Annotated in this window: 16 protein-coding genes; 7 read left to right on the top strand and 9 right to left on the bottom strand. The window is 73.0% G+C overall.

Translation table 11 applies throughout. The features are described from left to right. Nucleotides 1–6 precede the first annotated feature (6 nt). The 3 genes from ACFVHV_RS26065 to ACFVHV_RS26075 form a co-directional block, all read right to left on the bottom strand. On the bottom strand, nucleotides 7–594 hold the full coding sequence (locus ACFVHV_RS26065; RefSeq protein ID WP_380353902.1) for a GNAT family N-acetyltransferase: 588 nt from the start codon (nucleotides 592–594) through the stop codon (nucleotides 7–9). Between the two features lie 88 nt (nucleotides 595–682). After that, nucleotides 683–886, bottom strand: a complete 204-nt coding sequence (locus ACFVHV_RS26070) for a DUF397 domain-containing protein (protein ID WP_359905113.1) — start codon at nucleotides 884–886, stop codon at nucleotides 683–685. Further along, nucleotides 879–1,745, bottom strand: coding sequence for a helix-turn-helix domain-containing protein (locus ACFVHV_RS26075; RefSeq protein WP_380353905.1), 867 nt, complete (start codon nucleotides 1,743–1,745; stop codon nucleotides 879–881). Before ACFVHV_RS26075 ends, ACFVHV_RS26070 begins: the two co-directional genes overlap by 8 nt. A 217-nt stretch (nucleotides 1,746–1,962) precedes the next feature. On the opposite strand from ACFVHV_RS26075, the gene ACFVHV_RS26080 reads away from it, so the two are divergent. Together ACFVHV_RS26080 and ACFVHV_RS26085 are read left to right on the top strand one after the other, a co-directional pair. Further along, on the top strand, nucleotides 1,963–2,325 hold the full coding sequence (locus tag ACFVHV_RS26080) for an ATP-binding protein (RefSeq protein ID WP_380353907.1): 363 nt from the start codon (nucleotides 1,963–1,965) through the stop codon (nucleotides 2,323–2,325). Continuing rightward, nucleotides 2,322–2,573 carry a hypothetical protein gene (locus tag ACFVHV_RS26085; RefSeq protein WP_380353909.1) on the top strand — a complete coding sequence of 84 codons (252 nt, stop codon included), beginning with the start codon at nucleotides 2,322–2,324 and terminating at the stop codon, nucleotides 2,571–2,573. Before ACFVHV_RS26080 ends, ACFVHV_RS26085 begins: the two co-directional genes overlap by 4 nt. Before the next feature lie 84 nt (nucleotides 2,574–2,657). On the opposite strand, the gene ACFVHV_RS26090 is transcribed toward ACFVHV_RS26085, so the two are convergent. The 5 genes from ACFVHV_RS26090 to hisC all read right to left on the bottom strand — a co-directional run bounded on the left by ACFVHV_RS26090 (nucleotide 2,658) and on the right by hisC (nucleotide 8,237). Further along, nucleotides 2,658–3,368, bottom strand: coding sequence for a DUF5666 domain-containing protein (locus ACFVHV_RS26090; RefSeq protein ID WP_380353911.1), 711 nt, complete (start codon nucleotides 3,366–3,368; stop codon nucleotides 2,658–2,660). 12 nt (nucleotides 3,369–3,380) lie between these two features. Next, the gene (locus tag ACFVHV_RS26095) at nucleotides 3,381–4,592 is read right to left on the bottom strand and encodes an ABC transporter permease (protein WP_380353914.1); all 1,212 of its coding nucleotides are present in this window, start codon (nucleotides 4,590–4,592) and stop codon (nucleotides 3,381–3,383) included. Beyond that, complete coding sequence (locus ACFVHV_RS26100; RefSeq protein ID WP_359905125.1) at nucleotides 4,589–5,413, bottom strand: ABC transporter ATP-binding protein; 825 nt, start codon at nucleotides 5,411–5,413, stop codon at nucleotides 4,589–4,591. The genes ACFVHV_RS26095 and ACFVHV_RS26100 overlap by 4 nt, the downstream gene beginning before the upstream one ends. Before the next feature lie 8 nt (nucleotides 5,414–5,421). Then, nucleotides 5,422–6,795, bottom strand: a complete 1,374-nt coding sequence (locus ACFVHV_RS26105) for an efflux RND transporter periplasmic adaptor subunit (protein ID WP_380353917.1) — start codon at nucleotides 6,793–6,795, stop codon at nucleotides 5,422–5,424. 362 nt (nucleotides 6,796–7,157) lie between these two features. Continuing rightward, nucleotides 7,158–8,237 carry a histidinol-phosphate transaminase gene (hisC, locus tag ACFVHV_RS26110; RefSeq protein ID WP_359905131.1) on the bottom strand — a complete coding sequence of 360 codons (1,080 nt, stop codon included), beginning with the start codon at nucleotides 8,235–8,237 and terminating at the stop codon, nucleotides 7,158–7,160. A 340-nt stretch (nucleotides 8,238–8,577) separates the two neighbouring features. Between hisC and ACFVHV_RS26115 the strand changes: the two genes are divergently transcribed. The 5 genes from ACFVHV_RS26115 to ACFVHV_RS26135 all read left to right on the top strand — a co-directional run bounded on the left by ACFVHV_RS26115 (nucleotide 8,578) and on the right by ACFVHV_RS26135 (nucleotide 15,084). Beyond that, on the top strand, nucleotides 8,578–9,735 hold the full coding sequence (locus ACFVHV_RS26115; protein WP_359905133.1) for a LacI family DNA-binding transcriptional regulator: 1,158 nt from the start codon (nucleotides 8,578–8,580) through the stop codon (nucleotides 9,733–9,735). Nucleotides 9,736–9,907: 172 nt separating this feature from the next. Continuing rightward, nucleotides 9,908–11,359, top strand: a complete 1,452-nt coding sequence (locus ACFVHV_RS26120) for a metallophosphoesterase (RefSeq protein WP_380353920.1) — start codon at nucleotides 9,908–9,910, stop codon at nucleotides 11,357–11,359. 334 nt (nucleotides 11,360–11,693) lie between these two features. Beyond that, a complete protein-coding gene (locus tag ACFVHV_RS26125) occupies nucleotides 11,694–12,599 on the top strand; it encodes a hypothetical protein (protein WP_380353922.1) in 906 nt (301 codons plus the stop codon). 168 nt (nucleotides 12,600–12,767) lie between these two features. Further along, nucleotides 12,768–14,309, top strand: a complete 1,542-nt coding sequence (locus ACFVHV_RS26130; RefSeq protein WP_380353925.1) for an alpha/beta hydrolase family protein — start codon at nucleotides 12,768–12,770, stop codon at nucleotides 14,307–14,309. Nucleotides 14,310–14,523: 214 nt separating this feature from the next. Beyond that, nucleotides 14,524–15,084, top strand: a complete 561-nt coding sequence (locus tag ACFVHV_RS26135) for a hypothetical protein (RefSeq protein WP_359905142.1) — start codon at nucleotides 14,524–14,526, stop codon at nucleotides 15,082–15,084. 83 nt (nucleotides 15,085–15,167) lie between these two features. Here ACFVHV_RS26135 and ACFVHV_RS26140 read toward each other — a convergent pair whose 3' ends face one another. Then, complete coding sequence (locus ACFVHV_RS26140; RefSeq protein WP_359905145.1) at nucleotides 15,168–15,764, bottom strand: NAD(P)H-dependent oxidoreductase; 597 nt, start codon at nucleotides 15,762–15,764, stop codon at nucleotides 15,168–15,170. Between the last annotated feature and the right edge of the window lie 97 nt (nucleotides 15,765–15,861).

A 15,861-nucleotide genomic window follows, 5' to 3' on the forward strand; every position in this document is an offset into this window, starting at 1 on the left:
CTACCGCTACGTGCGCGGGAAGTCGGTACGGCCGACTTCCCGCGCTTCCCAGGTCTCCTTGAGGAGCTCGTACTCGACTTCGCCGTGCTCGGACCCCGGGATCGACTCCGGCCAGTCCCCGAAATAGCTGCGGAGGAACGACAGTCCCGACTTCTCCATCACCCGCCGGGACCCCGTGTTCACCGCCATGGTGTTCGCGGTGACCCGCTCCACCCCGAGGTCGGCGAACCCCTTGTCGATCAGGGCCAGCGAACCCTCCGTGGCACAACCCCTGCCCCAGGCCGACCGGTTCAGTCGGTAGCCGAGTTCGACCACGGCCGGATCGTGGTCGTCGAGCGGACGGAGCTCGAACCAGCCCAGAAACGTGCCGGTGGTCTTCTCCTGGGCCGCCCAGAAGCCCCGGGTGCCCGAACACGGGTGGACGTGGAGGAGGCGGGGCAGGGTCCGCGTACGGATCGCCTCGCGGTCCGCCGGCTTGCCGCCGTTGATGAAGCGCATGACCTCGGGATCGTTGTCCAGCGCGAAGAGGTCGTCGACGTCGGCCTCGGTGAACGGCCGCAGGAGGAGACGCTCGGTCTGCAGGAAGGGATGCATCCAGCGATCTTCATCGGGTGCCGCCGAACCGGCCATCGATTTTCCGGCGGCCCCTTGCGGAGGAGCAAGGGGCCGCCGGAACGGTTCGCTAGGCGCGGGAGGTGGCCAGGCGGTCGAACTCGCCCGCCTTCGCGCCCTGGAGGAGGGCCGCGAAGTTGGGGGCAGTGGTGCGGACGATGACGTCGCCCTCGTCGGACTCGCGGAGTTCGATCACACCAGCGATGGCCCGCACCTCTACGCATTCGGAGTTCGCGCCAGAGTAACTGGACTTCTGCCACGGAGAGTTAGGCATACTTGCTTTCCATATCCTTCTTGATGGATCGAATGAACTCCCGGGATTCACCTTCCGAGAGGGCCGCCGAGTCGATCCGAGCGAGCAGGGTGCGGAACCGGGTCATGTGGGCTGGCGCGTCAAAGAGCACGTTGCCGAGCCCCGAGTCCATCTGCGCTGTGTCGAGCTCAGGAATCGGCCCTTCGGCATAGGTGAAGTTCTCGTGCGTGAGCGGCAGCGTGTCGACCTCGAACAGCACAACTCGAACAGAGATGGTCGGCAGCTCGGAAGCCTCGATGAGACTTCCGAGCTGCTCGGCTTGAACCTTTGGTCCACTGAACTGCATACGCAGCGCTGCCTCATGGATGTATGCCAAGTACGGCGTTTCGCCGGATCGAACGACCCTCTGCCGCTGCATCCGAAAGGATGTCCGCAGATCGACCTCGTGGCACGGGAGAGGCGGGAAGTTTCGCGCGAAGACGGCCGATGCATAGGCGTTGGTCTGGAGCAAGCCCGGGATGAAGGCCATCGTGTAGGTAGAGAGCCCTCTCGCCCGCCCCTCGATCTCTGCAACCTCAAGAAAGTCGGGCGAGAGGTTTCCGCGGTACTCCTCCCACCAACCGCCCTTGTCCCGGTCCGTGATGATGTCCGCCAGCGCGTCGATCAAGGGCTCGTTGACGCACATGCACAACGCGGCGATCGTGCGCAGGCGTTCGACGCTGATACCGGTCCTGCCGCTCTCCATCTGGGTCACGTGGGCGGGATTGATGCCCAGTGCGCGGGCGAGTTGGCTGCCGCCGAGGCCGGCCTGTTCCCGCATCCTGCGAAGTTCGGCACCCAACCTCAACTGGCGGAGTGTTGGGTTCGATCGAAGGGCCATGGGACCAGTCTGCCAGCCCCGTTCGGGGGAACTTCTCGCGGATCGCCACAAATCTGTGGCGATGCGCGCTATCGTCATCCTCAGAACGATCCGATGGATCGTCAGACACGCTTTGGTTCAGCGCAGTAGGCGCCTGCTGCCCGCCCGCCGAAGAGCAACCACCCCCTGGCCTGGCTCACGGCTTCCCCCTCCACACTCATGCCTCTCGGAGGTTCCTGTGTGCACCCTGAACACCCCCTCCCTCACCCTCACCCGGCAGGCCCTGCGGGACGTCCTGACCCGCGCCGCCTGGGACACCGAGACCATCTTCAACGCCGAACTCGCCCTCGGCGAACTCATCGTCAACGCGTGGCGGCACGCTCACACCGCCTCGCCCGTCGTCTACTTCTCCCTTGACGACCGCACCCTCCGGGTCTGCGTCGCGGACGAGAGCACCACCCTCCCCCACGGGAAGGACCTCCCCCTCCTCGCCGAGACCGGCCGGAGCCTCCGGCTCGTGTCCGGGCTCACCCACCGCTGGGGCGTCGACCCCCAGAAGCGCGGCAAGACGGTCTGGTACGAGCTGGACTCCGTCGCGTGACCCGCGAACCGGTCGCGCCGGACGACCCCCGGATGCGGGACTTCACCGCCGCACACATCACCGTGCTGCTCGGGGAGTTGCACCGGCGCGGTCTCCCGTACGGGCTGCTCTGGGGTTCGGCCTCGGCCGGCGAGACCATCCTCGACGGGCGTCTCCTGGTGGACTTCGGCAACGCGCCCGTCAGCACTCTCCTCAACCTCCTCCACCTGCTCCGGGACCTGGACCGGGAATCGGTGTGGAACCGGTGAGGCGCCTCGAACCGCGCTGAGCACATGCGAAGGCCCCCGCCCACCGAAGGGGCGAGGGCCTCGCGGTCGTCCGTCGGCTCCGGGTCAGCCGCCGGACGGGTTCCTGGGAGCACCGCCACCGGCCCCGGCACCACCGCCGAAGCCGCCACCGCCACCACCGCTACCGCTACCGCCGAAGCCGCCCGCTCCGGCGGCGCCTTCGACGAGCTGGCTGGCCGTGTAGCCACCGTTGGCGTCGGGGGTGCCGACGACGGTCACGCTCTGGCCGGGCTGCAGGTCTCCGACCTTGCCCTCCTTGTTGAGCTGGACCTTCGTCGCGTCGCCGGTGGTGACCTTGATGGTGTTGCCGTTGGTGTCGGTCAGGTACACCGTGTTGCCGTCGACGGCCTTGACCGTGCCCCGGGCGAAGCCGGCCTGCCCGCCCTTGCCCTGACCGCCCTGGCCTGCCCCTTGGCCCGCCCCTTGCCCGGCGCCCTGCCCCTGCCCGCCACGCCGGGAGCCGTTCTGCCCCTGCCCGGAGCCGCCTCCCGGAGCCGCCGCGGCGGCGGCCGGCCGGGCGGAGGACTTCCCGCCGCCCGGAGTCCCGTTGTTCTGCTGGTACCAGACCCCGCCCGCGAAGGCCCCGGTGGCGATCACGCCGCCCGCCAGCAGCAGGCTGAGCCAGGGCAGCTTCCGCCGGGGCGGCGCGGCCAGTTCGGCGCTCACGTCGCGGGCGTCCGGCGGGGTGGCGAGCAGGGCGAGCTGCTCGGCGGGAGTGCCGGTGTCCGGGCTGACCGTGGCGATCTCTTTGCTCATGACAGTGGAGTCCTACTCGTGCCGGAGGGCGTCGATCGGCCGCAGCGACGCGGCCCGGTTGGCGGGGTAGCTGCCGAAGAACAGCCCGATGGCGACGGCGATGGCGAACGCGCCGAGCACCGATTCGGGGATCACCACCGGCTTGATGCCGACGATGCTGAAGTGCGAGCCGGCGATCCCGGCCGCCACGCCCAACCCCGCGCCGATCACCGACAGCAGCGTCGACTCGGTGAGGAACTGCCCGAGGATGACCGCGCGTGGCGCGCCGAGCGCCTTGCGGATGCCGATCTCGCGCGTCCGCTCGGTGACCGTCACCAGCATGATGTTGGTGATGCCGATCCCGCCGACCAGCAGCGAGATCGCCGCCACCGCGCCGAGCAGCACGGTGAAGGTCTTGGTGGTGCTCTCCCGCGCCGTGAGCAGCGAGGCCTGGCTGGTGATCCGGAAGTCCGCCTTGGCGGGGTCGGCGATGGCGTGCGTGCCGAGCAGTACCCGGGTGATCTCGGACTGGGCCGCCGTGGTGCTGTCGGCGTTCGAGGCTTGCACCAGGATCTGGTTGACCGGGCCGAAGCCGGTGAAGGCGTTCTGCACCGTCGGGAGCGGGGCGACGACCACGTCGTCCGGGTCGGTGAAGCCGCTGCCGCCCTTGGCCTGGAGCACGCCGACCACGGTGAACGGCGTGCCGCCGAGGACGACGGACCTGCCGACCGGGTTCTCGGTGTCGAACAGCTGCTTGGCGGTCGTCGCGCCGAGCACCGCGACCTTGCGCGAGGCGAGCACGTCGTCGTCGGTGAAGTACTCGCCGTGGGCGACCTTCTGGTTGGCGGTCTCGAAGTACGACGGGTAGGTGCCGACGATCGAGCCGGGGCTGTACGAGATGTTCCCGTACAGCGCCGTCCCGCTGGTGGTGACCACCGGGGCGACCGACTTGATGGCGCCCGAGTCGCCGTCGCTCGCCAGCGCCCTGGCGTCGGCGACCGTGAGCTTCTTGACCGCGGAGGTGGCCCGGGAGCCGCCGTTCGCCGAACCGGAGCTGACCGTCAGCGAGTTGGTGCCGAGCGAGGTGATCGAGTCCTTGACCGCCACGGACGAGCCGTTGCCGACCGCCAGCAGCAGGATCACCGAGGCCACGCCGATCAGCACCCCGAGCATGGTGAGCGCCGAGCGCACCTTGTTGGCGGCCAGGCCGCCGACCGCGAAGCGGAGCGTCTGCCAGAGGATCACGCCGACACCTCCGCGACCGCGGCCTGCGCGAACGCCGCGTCCAGGAAGGGCGGCGGCCCCTCCACGGGCGCCTGCCTCAGGTCGCTCACGATCTGCCCGTCGACCAGCCGCAGCACCCGCTTGGCGTGCCGGGCGACCTCGTCCTCGTGGGTGATCAACACGACCGTGCGGCCGGTGGCGTTGAGCCCGTCGATCAGGGCGAGCACCTCCTCCGTCGAGCGGCTGTCGAGGTTGCCGGTCGGCTCGTCGGCGAGCAGCATCGCGGGCGCCGTCACCAGCGCCCGCGCCACCGCGACGCGCTGCTGCTGGCCGCCGGAGAGCTCGTTGGGCTTGTGCCCGGCCCGCTCGGCGAGCCCGACCAGCGACAGCGCGGCCATCGCCCGGCGGCGCCGTTCGGCGGTGCGGACGCCCGCGTAGGCGAGCGGCAGCTCGACCTGGGCGAGGGCGGTGGTGCGGGGCACCAGGTTGAAGGACTGGAAGACGAAGCCGATCTTGCGGTTGCGCACCAGTGCGAGCTGCTGCTCGTCGAGGTGTCCGACGTCGGTGCCGTCCAGCAGGTAGCGGCCGGCGGTCGGGACGTCCAGGCAGCCGAGGATGTTCATCAGGGTGGACTTGCCGGAGCCGGAGCTGCCCATCACGGCGACGAAGTCGCCCTGCTCGATGTCCAGGTCGACGCCCTGCGGCTCGCCGGTCTGCGGGTCGGCGGGGCCGCGCAGCGCGTGCACGGTGGCGTCGCCGTGCCCGTACGCCTTGGTGAGCCGGCGGATCCGGATCACCGGGACGGGATGCGCGGGGACGCGCTTGTCGATGACGTGACGCATGATCGGTCTCAGCCCTTGCCGCCGCGACCGGCCCCGCCGCCGGCGCCACCGCCCGGGAAGACCCCGCCGCCCGCGGCTCCGCCGGCCCCGCCCCGGTTGCCGCCGAGGCCCGGGAAGGAGGCGTTCGGGAAGCCGTTGCCGCCGCTGGTGGTGGGGAGTTCGACCTTGTCGCCCTCCTTCAGCCCGGAGACCACCTGCACGGTGCTGTCGCCCTCGACCCCGACGCCGACGGTGACCCGCTCGGAGGCGCCGTCCGGCTGCACCAGGGTCGCGGTGCGCGACGTTCCGGTGCCGGACAGGGCGGAGGTGGGCAGCGAGAGCGCGTTGTCGGCCTCGCCGGTGATCACCTGGACGGTGGCGCTCAGGCCGGTGCGCAGCGTGCTGGTGTCGCCGGTGATCTGGAGCGTGGCCGCGTACTGGACGGCCGCGGAGCCGGCCGCGCCGCCGGAGCCGCTGCCGGTGGGCAGCGAACTGACCGACAGGACGGTCGCGTTGAGCTTGGTGTCGGACTGGGCGTTCAGGGTGACGGTGGCCGCCTCGCCCTTCTTCAGCTTGAGCGAGTCGAGCTCGGAGAAGTTCGCGGTGACCTGCATCCCGGCCGGGTTGGTGAGCACGATGAAGCCGCTCGGAGCGGACGTCGAACTCGCGCCGCCGCCCGTGGACTTGGTGGAGGAGGACGAGGAGCCGGAGCCGGTGGCCCCGACGGTGTCGCCGACCTTGCCGGAGACCGAGGCGACCGTGCCGTCCACCGAGGCGGTCAGGGTGGTGCCGGTCAGCGCCGCCTGGGCGTTGGCGAGGTTGGTCTGCGCGGTGGCGACCTGCTGCTGGGCCTGGGCCACGGCCGCGTCGTCGACCTTGGTGGTGGTGATGGTGGTGGTCTGCGGGGCGGGCGTACTGCTCCCGCCCGCCCCGTGGCCACCGCTGCCGGCCCCGGCGCCCGGAGAGGCGGCGGAGGTGGCGCCCGGCAGTTGCTCGGTGGTCGTGGTGGTGACCCCGGCCTGGGCCTTGGTGAGGTTGGCCTGGGCCGTGGTGAGCGCGGACCGGGCCGCGTCCACCTGCTGCTGGGCCGCCGTGGTGTCGACGGTGGCGAGCACCTGGCCCTTCTTCACGGCGTCCCCGACCGCGACCTCGACCGCGGTGAGCCTGCCACCGGTGGTGAAGTCCTGGGCCGCGTCGGTCGGTGAGACCAGGGTGCCGGATCCGGACACGGTGGCCAGGACGGTGCCCTTGGACACCGTCGCGGTGCGGGCCACGGGCTTCGCGGAAGCCGGGCCGGAACTGCCGCTGACCGTGGCGTACACCAGGGCGGCACCGCCCAGCAGGGCCACGCCGAGCGCGGAATTGACGAGGACGGCGCCTCGCCGCCGTGGGAGCACCTTCATGCGGGACAGCTTCCCGGGGCCCTCTTGCGGCGTCCTGGACGCCGGCTGGGAGAAGCCTGACCGGCCGGATCCGGGCATTGCGGACAGAGCGTCCCTCCCGTGCGGGCGCCTTGGCCGCCCCGTGGGCGGCCGTTGGCGGAACTCCCAGCGGGCTCCCAGCGACCTCCAGGCATCCGGCAGGACGTTCTGAGGGCGTTCTCACGGAGTCGGGCCGGGCCTGCGGCAGCCGTGCGGAACGCGGCCACCGACGCGGAACGCCGCACGGCCCGGGACACGCCGAGGGCACGGGGCACCCCAAGGGCGCGGAACGCCGCAGGGGCGCACCGGAGAACCGGCACGCCCCTGCGATCACCGACAGGACGTCAGAGCGACTTGCGGAAGGCCTCCGCCACCGACAGGAAGATCGAGTTGCCCTCGGCCTCGCCGATCGACACCCGCACGCCCTCCGGGAACGGCCGCACGATCACGCCGGCCTCGGCGCACGCGGCGGCGAACTCCGGCGAACGCTCGCCGAGCCAGAGCCAGACGAAGTTGGCCTGCGAGTCCGGGATCTCCCAGCCCTGGGCGCGCAGTCCGGCCACCACCCGGGTGCGCTCCTCGACCAGCGCCTCGACCCGCTCCAGCAGCGCCTCCTCGGCGCGCAGCGAGGCGATGGCGGCGTCCTGGGCGATCCGGCTCACGCCGAAGGGGGTGGCGACCTTGCGCAGCGCGGCCGCCACCGGCTCGTGCGCGATGGCGAAGCCGACCCGCAGGCCCGCCAGGCCGTACGCCTTGGAGAAGGTGCGCAGGACGCACACGTTCGGGCGGTCCCGGTAGAGGTCGATGCCGTTGGGCACCTCGGGGTCGCGGATGAACTCGATGTAGGCCTCGTCCACCACGACCAGGACGTCGCCGGGGACGGCGTCCAGGAAGCGCTCCAGCTCGGCGCGGTGGATCACGTTGCCGGTGGGGTTGTTGGGGTTGCAGACGAAGATCAGCCGGGTGTTCGGAGTGACCGCGGCGAGCATCGCGTCCAGGTCGTGGTCGCCGTTCGCCTTGAGCGGCACCGGGACGGGCGTCGCCCCGGAGACCGTGGCGACGATCGGGTACGCCTCGAAGGAGCGCCAGGCGAAGACCACCTCGTCGCCCGGGCCGGCCGTGGCGAGCACCAGCGACTGGGCGATGCCGACCGAGCCGGTGCCGGTGGCGATGTGCTCGGCGGGCACCCCGAAGCGCTCGGCCAGCACCGAGGTCAGCTCGGTGACCCCCATGTCGGGGTAGCGGTTGAGCGAACCGGCCGCCTTGACCGCGGTCTCCAGGACACCGGGCAGCGGCTCGTAGGGGTTCTCGTTCGAGGACAGCTTGTAGGCGTCGGCGCCGGCCGGCTTGCCGGGCTTGTACGTGGGGATGCCGTCGAGGGTCGGCCGCAGCCGCGGGCCCTGCGCTGACGTACCACTGCTCACGGTCGTACTCCGTTTCCAGTTGCGGAACTCTCCGGTGCGCTCGCCCGCCACGGACGGGGTCGCCTCCGTGCCCGGACCTCGTGACGCGCCCGGACTCCCCGGTCGGGTGCTTTGCACGATACCGACCGCCCTCACCCGTAGGAGTGAGATGCCCGGTCGGGTTACAGGCGCAGATCAGCCATTCTGCCCGGTTCCTTTGGCACATGTCAGAGGTAAGAGGCCTGGTTTCAGGCGGGTATCGAAGGGGCGCACCCCGGCTCACTCTTGGAGAAACGTATCTCCGGGGGCTTCCGATGCGCCGGTCACAGACCCTTGTCAGGAGCCATACGATCGGTCCGCCATGACAGCAGCAGCCAACCAGAGCGGTCGGCGTCCCACCACCTCACGGCGTCTGGAGCGGGCCGGCATCCGGGATGTGGCAGCAGCCGCCGGAGTGTCGATCACCACTGTCTCCGATGCGCTGAACGGAAAGGGCCGCCTGCCCGACGAGACCCGCAGCCGGGTGCGCGAGGTAGCCGAGCGCCTCGGCTACCGCCCCTCCGCGGCCGCCCGCACCCTGCGCACGGGACGGTCCGGCCTGATCGGCCTGACCGTCACGACCTACGGTGAAGAGCCGTTCACCTTCACCGAGTTCGCGTACTTCGCCGAGATGGCCCGGGCCGCCACCAGCGCCGCCCTGGGCCGCGGCTACGCGCTGGTGGTGCTGCCCGCCTCCTCCCGCCACGACGTCTGGGGCAACATCGCCCTGGACGGCACCGTGGTGATCGACCCGCCCGACCAGGACCCCCTGGTGAGCGAGCTGTACCGGTCCGGCGTGCCGGTGGTCAGCGACGGCAAGCCCGGCAACTGCCCGGTCACCGCCTGGGTCGACAACGACCACGAGGCCGCCGTGCTCGGCATCCTCGACCACCTGTCCGAGGCCGGCGCCCGCCGGATCGGCCTGCTCACCGGCACCAGCACCGACACCTACACCCGGCTCTCCACCGAGGCCTACCTCGGCTGGTGCGCCAAGGTCGGGCAGGAGCCGGTGTACGAGACCTACCCGGCGCACGACCCGGCCGCCGGCGCCGTCGCCGCCGACCGGCTGCTCGCCCGCCCCGACCGGCCGGACGCCGTCTACGGACTGTTCGACCCCAACGGCACCGACCTGCTGGCCGCCGCGCGCCGCTACGGCCTGCGGGTGCCGGACGACCTGCTGCTGGTCTGCTGCAGCGAGAGCGACGTCTACGCGACCACCGAGCCGCCGATCACCACGCTCTCGCTCAAACCGCGCAAGATCGGCACCACGGTGGTCAACCTGCTCATCGACGCGATCGAGGGCGTGGACTCCGGGACGGGCGTCGACATCGCCCGGCTCTTCCCGCCGCGGTTCCGCACCGCCGGCACCGGGCCGCCGCCCGGCACCCTGATGCCGACCGAGCTGATCGTCCGCGCGTCCTCCCAGCGCCGGAGTCCGCGCACCACCGTCAGCCCGCCCCGGGCCCCGGGCGAGGTATAGACCACCACGCCGCAGCGGCCCCGAGGCCGGGCCGCGCGGCTCCGCCACAGCTGACGAGACCATGCCGAGCCGGGACAAAACGGACCTTGCGGGACCGCCCGGCTGACGCTCCGGAGGATTGGATACCCACCAGGTGACGACGCCGGGAGAGTGGTCTTCCTATGATGGGCGAATGACACCCGAGGACCGCTTCCCCGGGCCCGAGCACCCCCACTCGGTCCCCCGCCACCAGCCGGACCTCGACGTGCTGCCGTACGGCACCTATTACGAACCCGACGCCGCCACCGGCTACCCCGCCGCACCCTACGAGGGGGAGGGCCACGACGGGGAGACCTACAGCGGCTACGGCGGAGCCCGCTACCTGGAGCAGCACTGGCCCGCCGACGGCCAGGGCCACACCGTGCACGCCCAGGGCATCGGCATGGACCAGGCCCCGGCCTTCTCGCACCAGGGGCAGCAGGGACATCAGGAACACCAGGGACAGCAGGAGCACCAGGGACACCAGGGGCAGGGCGGCTACGAGGACGGCCCCGGGTACGAGGAGCGCACGGGCTACACGGGCGGGGAGCAAGGCGGCTACGAGAGCCGGGAGCAGGCCGGCTACGACGGCCAGGACCGGACCGGCTACGACGCGCGCGAGCCGGGCGGCTACGACGGCCGGGACCAGGCCGGCTACGAACCCACCCTGCCCGACCAGCCCTCCCCCGCACTCGGGCTCGACGGCCGCGACGACCCGCCGACCATCGAACTCGGCCCGCCGCTGCCCGACCCCGCCGCGCCCACCTACCCGTACCCGGCCCCCGGCCCCGGCGAGCCCCCCGGCCCGGTCTACGTCGTCGGCGACGTGCACGGCTACCTGGAGGAGCTGCGCGCCGCGCTGCACGGCCAGGGCCTGATCGACGCCGACGGCCACTGGTCGGCCGGCCGCGCCCGGATCTGGTTCCTCGGCGACTTCACCGACCGCGGCCCCGACGGCATCGGCGTCATCGACCTGGTCATGCAGCTGGCCGCCGAGGCCGCCGCGGCCGGCGGCTACTGCCGCGCCCTGATGGGCAACCACGAACTGCTCTTCCTCGGCGCCGCCAAGTACGGCGACGAGCCCGTCCAGTCCACCGCCGGCACCGCCTCCTTCCTCGCCGCCTGGCGGCTCAACGGCGGCCAGCAGAGCGACCTGGACCGGCTGGAGGCGCACCACATCAGCTGGCTCTCCCGGCTGCCCGCCATGGCGGTCGAGGACGGCCACCTGCTGCTGCACTCCGACACCACCGCGTACCTGGAGTACGGCGAGTCCATCCCCGACGTCAACGACGCGGTGCACGGCCTGCTCGCCGACGGCAGCGTGGACGAGTGGTGGGACTGCTTCCGCCGCTTCACCAAGCGGTTCGCCTTCCGCGGCGACGCCGGCCCGATGGCCGTCCACGAGCTGCTGGACACCTACGGCGGCAGCCGGATCGTGCACGGGCACAGCCCCATCCCGTACCTCACCGGCGCGGTGCACAACGACGACGGCCAGCCGCCGCACATCCCCGGGCCGTACGTGTACGCGGACGACCTCGCGGTGGCGATGGACGGCGGCGTCACCATGGAGGGGCGGCTGCTGGTCGCCCGGCTGCCCATCGGCTGAGGCGCGCGGCCGCTCCCTCGGCCGGAGCGCTCGGCCGGAGCGCTCGCACGGAGCGCTCGCAGGCCGCCGGCCGGATCGCCCTCCGGCTGCCGACCGATCGTCAACCGACCATCGCCGTAGAACAGTTGTTCCCGGCGCTCGGGCGGTCGCACGCGCGCGTCCCGGGGCGCGAAATTCCGGAAACCGACTGTCAGCCCGGGCGCGCCCGCCCCTACCATGAGGCACACCACACCCGGCCGCCCGTCCGGCGGCCCGCCTCCGCGCCCGTTTCGGCGTCCTGAGGGCCGCGCGCCCCCGGGGCGGAGCGAACGGGGTCCGCACGAACGGGGTCCCCATGTCCAACCCCCCGCCACTGCTCGCCGAGGACCGCCCGGAGTACGAGCGCCTCCTCACGGAAGCCCTGCGCGACCGCACCGTCCTCACCGCCCTGCGCGCACCCGGCGCGCTCACCACCGACCAGCTGCGCATCCGCGCCCTGCGCGACGCCGACCGCGTCAACGCCGCGGCCGCCACCGAGTACACCCACTACACCCGGCTGCGCGAGAGCCTGCACAGCACGCCCCCGCCGCCGCCCGGCAGCGAACCGGCCGCCCCCGGGCTGCTCAGCCAGCTGCGCTCCGGGGGCGGCGGCGCCGGACTGTTCCCCGTCCTCACCGTGCTCACCCCGATCCTGGCCTGGGCCGCCGCCCTGTTCCTGCTGCTGATCGGCTACCTGCTGCGCGCCTCCGGTCCGAACCCCGCCCTCGCCCGCTCCCTGGTCACGGCCGGGTGGGTGGCCCTCGCCGCCGGGGTCGCCGCGATGGCCATCGGCGTCATCGGGCTGCTGCTCACCGCCCTGCGCGAAGGCGCCGCGACCGCCCCGGCCGGCACCGACCCGGAGCTCGCCGCCGAACTCGGCGACGCCCACCGCGAGTGGCGCGGCGCGCTGCGCGAGCGCGGAATCCTCCCGTACCTGCTCGACGCGCTGCCGCCGGTGCCCGGCCCGGCGACCCGGCCCGACCACGACGACCCCGACCACGAGAGCCCCGACCACGAGAGCCCCGACCACGACGGCCCGGGCTACGAGGGCCCCGACTTCAGCAGCCCCGGCTACACCTCGCCCGCGTTCACCAGCCCCGGCCCCGAGGGGCTGACCGACCCCCGGGGCCGCACGACCCGCCCGGCCGCCTTCACCCCGCCCGACTTCACCGGCCCCGGGTACACACCGCCCGACTTCACCGGGCCCGACGAGGTCCGCTGAGCCCTCCGCGACGCCCCGGCTGCCCGGGGTGCCCGGGGTTCCAGGGGTTCCAGGGACGCTTCCGGGGGACATCCCCACCCCCGGTCCGGGTGCGACCACCATCGCCCCGGGCTCCGCCGCCCGCCAGGCTGGAACCCACAAGAGGAGAACGACCGGGGGAGAGCGGCGATGAGCACCGGACCCGTCCGACCAGCACGCACCGGAGCGGCGCTGCTGCTCACCGCCTTGCTCGCGGCCCTGCCGGGGCTGCTCCTCACCGGCGGACCGGCGGGCGCCGCGGCCGTGAGCGGCACGGCAGGGAGCACCACACCCGCGAGAGCCACACCCGCGAACACCACGCCCGCGAACACCACGTCGGCGAACGCCACGTCGGCGACGGGCGATCCGGTCGCCAGCCCGGTCGACTTCACCGGCGCCGGCGGCACCGTCCTGCACGGCCTGCTGCTGGCCGCCCCCGCCGCGACGGCCGGCACCCGCGGCCCCGGGCTGGTCATGGTCCCCGGGGCCGGGCCGGGCCCGCTGGCCGAACTGCGGGCCGCCGCCGAGGCGTACGCCCGGCACGGCGTCACCACGCTGGTCTTCGACAAGCGCACCGACGGCTACTCGATGACCCACCGGGACTACGGGCAGCTGGCCGAGGACGCCCTGGCCGCCGTCCGGCTGCTGCGCGCCCGGCCGGAGGTCGCGCCGGACCGGGTCGGCCTGTGGGGCCTGTCCGAGGGCGCCTGGGTGGCCTCGCTCGCCGCCACCCGCTCCACCGAGGCGACGTACCTGGTCGCCGTCGGCGCGGTCGGCCTCACCCCCGCTCGCCAACAGGCATGGGCGTACCGGGGCTACCTGCGCCACGCGGGCGTCCACGGCTCGCTGATCGACGCGCTCTCGGACACCTCCGTCCGGCAGCTCACCGCCGCCGGACTCTTCCCGCAGGCCGACTACGATCCGGTGCCGGCGTGGGAGCGGGTCCGGCAGCCGGTCCTGGCCGAGTGGGGCACCCTCGACCGCGAGGCCGCCCCCGAGGAGAGCGCGACGATCATCCGCCGGGCCCTCGACCGCGGCGGCAACACCCACTACACGCTGCGGACCGTCCCCGACGTCCGGCACAACCTGCACCTCACCGCGGACGACGGCTACGACCGGCCCGACCGGCTCCCGGCGGACTACGCCGAGGCCGAGTCCGCCTGGATCCAGCGGCTCGCCACCGGCCTGCCCACCGCCTCCGCCGACCCGGCCCCGCAGCAGGACACCCGCAGCCGCGCGCTCGATCCGCTCCCCTGGTACGAGTCCACCTGGGTCGAGGCCGTCGCCACCCTGCTGTGCCTGACCGGCTTCGCGGGCTACGCGCTGACCGGCGCCGCCCGCCGCCTGCGCCGCCGGCCGCGCCCCGCCGCCCTGCCCCGGGCCGCCCGCCGGGCCGCCCTCACCGGGACGGCCGCCCTCCTGGGCGCCCTCGGGTACCTGCTCTTCCTGACGGTCACCGCCGCGATGTTCCCCGGCCCGGTCCTGTTCGGCCGCCCGGTGGTCTGGCTGGCCGTCCAGTTGCTCGCGCTGTTCGCGCTCGGGTCGGCCGCCGTCGCCGCGGCCGGCGCCCGGCGGGAGCGGGCCGCCCTGGCCGCCGCCCCGGCGGCCGACCGGGTCCGGCTGGGCGCCCTGCTGCTGGCCGGGGTGGTCTTCCTGCCCTGGGCCCTGTCCTGGGGGCTGTTGCTGCCCTGACCCGTCACCGCGGTGGCCTCCTACCGCCGTGGCCCCCTGACCGCGGCGACCTCCTGCCCCCGTGGCCTCCCACCGCGGCGACCGCCCGCTCCCCCGCCCGGGGGAGCGGGCCCGCCCGGTTTCAGCCCGGGTGAGGACGCCACCGCCCGCGCACTCCGGGAGGGTCGGAGCCGGTGGCGGACGGACGGCGTCCGCCCGGGCCGGAGGCGGAACCATGGGCGCACGGACGATCGCGGCACGACTGCACGGCACACCGGCACCGGGCGTACCCCGCTGGGCGGTCCGGACCGGCTACGCGATCACCCTGGCGGTCCTGCCCTCCTGCCTCTGGCGGATCGGCGGCTTCATCCTCGGGCTGCCGCTGCTCGACCACGGCCCGACGCCCCCGGAGCAGGACCCGGCCTCGTTCGACGGCGGCTGGGCGTACATCCTCGCGCTCAGCGTGGTCAGCGAGGCACTGGCGCTCCTCTGCTTCGGACTGGTCGCCCGCTGGGGCGAGGTGTGGCCGCGCTGGATCCCCGTCCTCGGCGGCCGCCCGGTCCCGGTGCTCGCCGCCGTGGTCCCGGCCGGGCTGGGCTCGGCGGCGCTGATGGTCTTCCCGTACGCGATGGTGATGTTCTCGCTCGGCCTGACCATCCGGGGCGACAAGGACGGGATCATCACGCACGGCTGGCAGACGGTCGTGTTCTGGGCCGGCTACCTTCCGCTGGCCGCCTGGGGACCGCTGCTCGCCGTGCTCACCGTGCACTACTACCGTCGGCGCAGGGCGGGTTGAGGCTCCTTCCCCGCTCCGGCACCTTCCTTGCTACCTTTCCCCGTTCCGCCTCCTTCCCCGTTCCGGCCGCTTCCCCGTTCCGGTCATGCCGGGTACGGCGCGGCGGCCCGCGCGTTCTTCAACGCGCCCGCCCACCAGGACAGCTGGTCGAGCAGGACCTTGGCGTAGCCGGGCGCCTGCGGGTCGTTCGGGCGGCCGTCCGCCCAGGCGGTGAAGTAGTTCGGGAAGGCCAGGCCGTCCCGGATGGTCACCGCGTGCAGCTCGGTCAGCACGTTCTCCAGGTGCAGCACGGCGTGCCGGCCGCCGGCCGCGCCGCCGTAGCTGACGAAGGCGACCGGCTTGGCCGTCCACTGGGTGAAGTGCCAGTCGATCGCGGCCTTCAGCGAGGCCGGGTAGCTGTGGTTGTACTCCGGCGTGACGACGACGAAGGCGTCGGCGCCCTCCAGAGCCTCGGTCAGCTTCGCCATCCCGGCCGGACGCGGATAACCGTCACCCGCGAACTTCGGTGAGGCGGCGGGAAGTTCGAGCGGCAGATCGACCTCGGCGAGGTCCACCGTCTCGACCTCGAAGCCGCCGTGGGAGGCGGCCTGCTCGGCCACCCACGAGGACACCACCGGGCCGAACCGGCCCTCCCGGACGCTGCCGAGGATGATCACCAGCTTGTGCGTGTTCGTCTCCATGGCGACCACTCTCCGCCCGCCGAGCGGCCGCAACCAGGCCGTGCCCAGGCTGGCCCCCGCAGGGCCACCCTCCGCGCGACGATCAACCGTACGCTCG

Source organism: Kitasatospora sp. NPDC127116 (assembly GCF_042677365.1).
Taxonomy (GTDB): Bacteria; Actinomycetota; Actinomycetes; order Streptomycetales; family Streptomycetaceae; genus Kitasatospora; species Kitasatospora lactacystinica.

Bases quoted from the DNA above. Each gene is read 5' to 3' on its own strand.
- ACFVHV_RS26065 (WP_380353902.1), bottom strand. From the start codon at position 594: ATGCATCCCTTCCTGCAGACCGAGCGTCTCCTCCTGCGGCCGTTCACC.
- ACFVHV_RS26070 (WP_359905113.1), bottom strand. From the start codon at position 886: ATGCCTAACTCTCCGTGGCAGAAGTCCAGTTACTCTGGCGCGAACTCC.
- ACFVHV_RS26075 (WP_380353905.1), bottom strand. From the start codon at position 1,745: ATGGCCCTTCGATCGAACCCAACACTCCGCCAGTTGAGGTTGGGTGCC.
- ACFVHV_RS26090 (WP_380353911.1), bottom strand. From the start codon at position 3,368: ATGAGCAAAGAGATCGCCACGGTCAGCCCGGACACCGGCACTCCCGCC.
- ACFVHV_RS26100 (WP_359905125.1), bottom strand. From the start codon at position 5,413: ATGCGTCACGTCATCGACAAGCGCGTCCCCGCGCATCCCGTCCCGGTG.
- ACFVHV_RS26105 (WP_380353917.1), bottom strand. From the start codon at position 6,795: ATGAAGGTGCTCCCACGGCGGCGAGGCGCCGTCCTCGTCAATTCCGCG.
- ACFVHV_RS26115 (WP_359905133.1), top strand. From the start codon at position 8,578: ATGACAGCAGCAGCCAACCAGAGCGGTCGGCGTCCCACCACCTCACGG.
- ACFVHV_RS26120 (WP_380353920.1), top strand. From the start codon at position 9,908: ATGACACCCGAGGACCGCTTCCCCGGGCCCGAGCACCCCCACTCGGTC.
- ACFVHV_RS26125 (WP_380353922.1), top strand. From the start codon at position 11,694: ATGTCCAACCCCCCGCCACTGCTCGCCGAGGACCGCCCGGAGTACGAG.
- ACFVHV_RS26130 (WP_380353925.1), top strand. From the start codon at position 12,768: ATGAGCACCGGACCCGTCCGACCAGCACGCACCGGAGCGGCGCTGCTG.
- ACFVHV_RS26135 (WP_359905142.1), top strand. From the start codon at position 14,524: ATGGGCGCACGGACGATCGCGGCACGACTGCACGGCACACCGGCACCG.
- ACFVHV_RS26140 (WP_359905145.1), bottom strand. From the start codon at position 15,764: ATGGAGACGAACACGCACAAGCTGGTGATCATCCTCGGCAGCGTCCGG.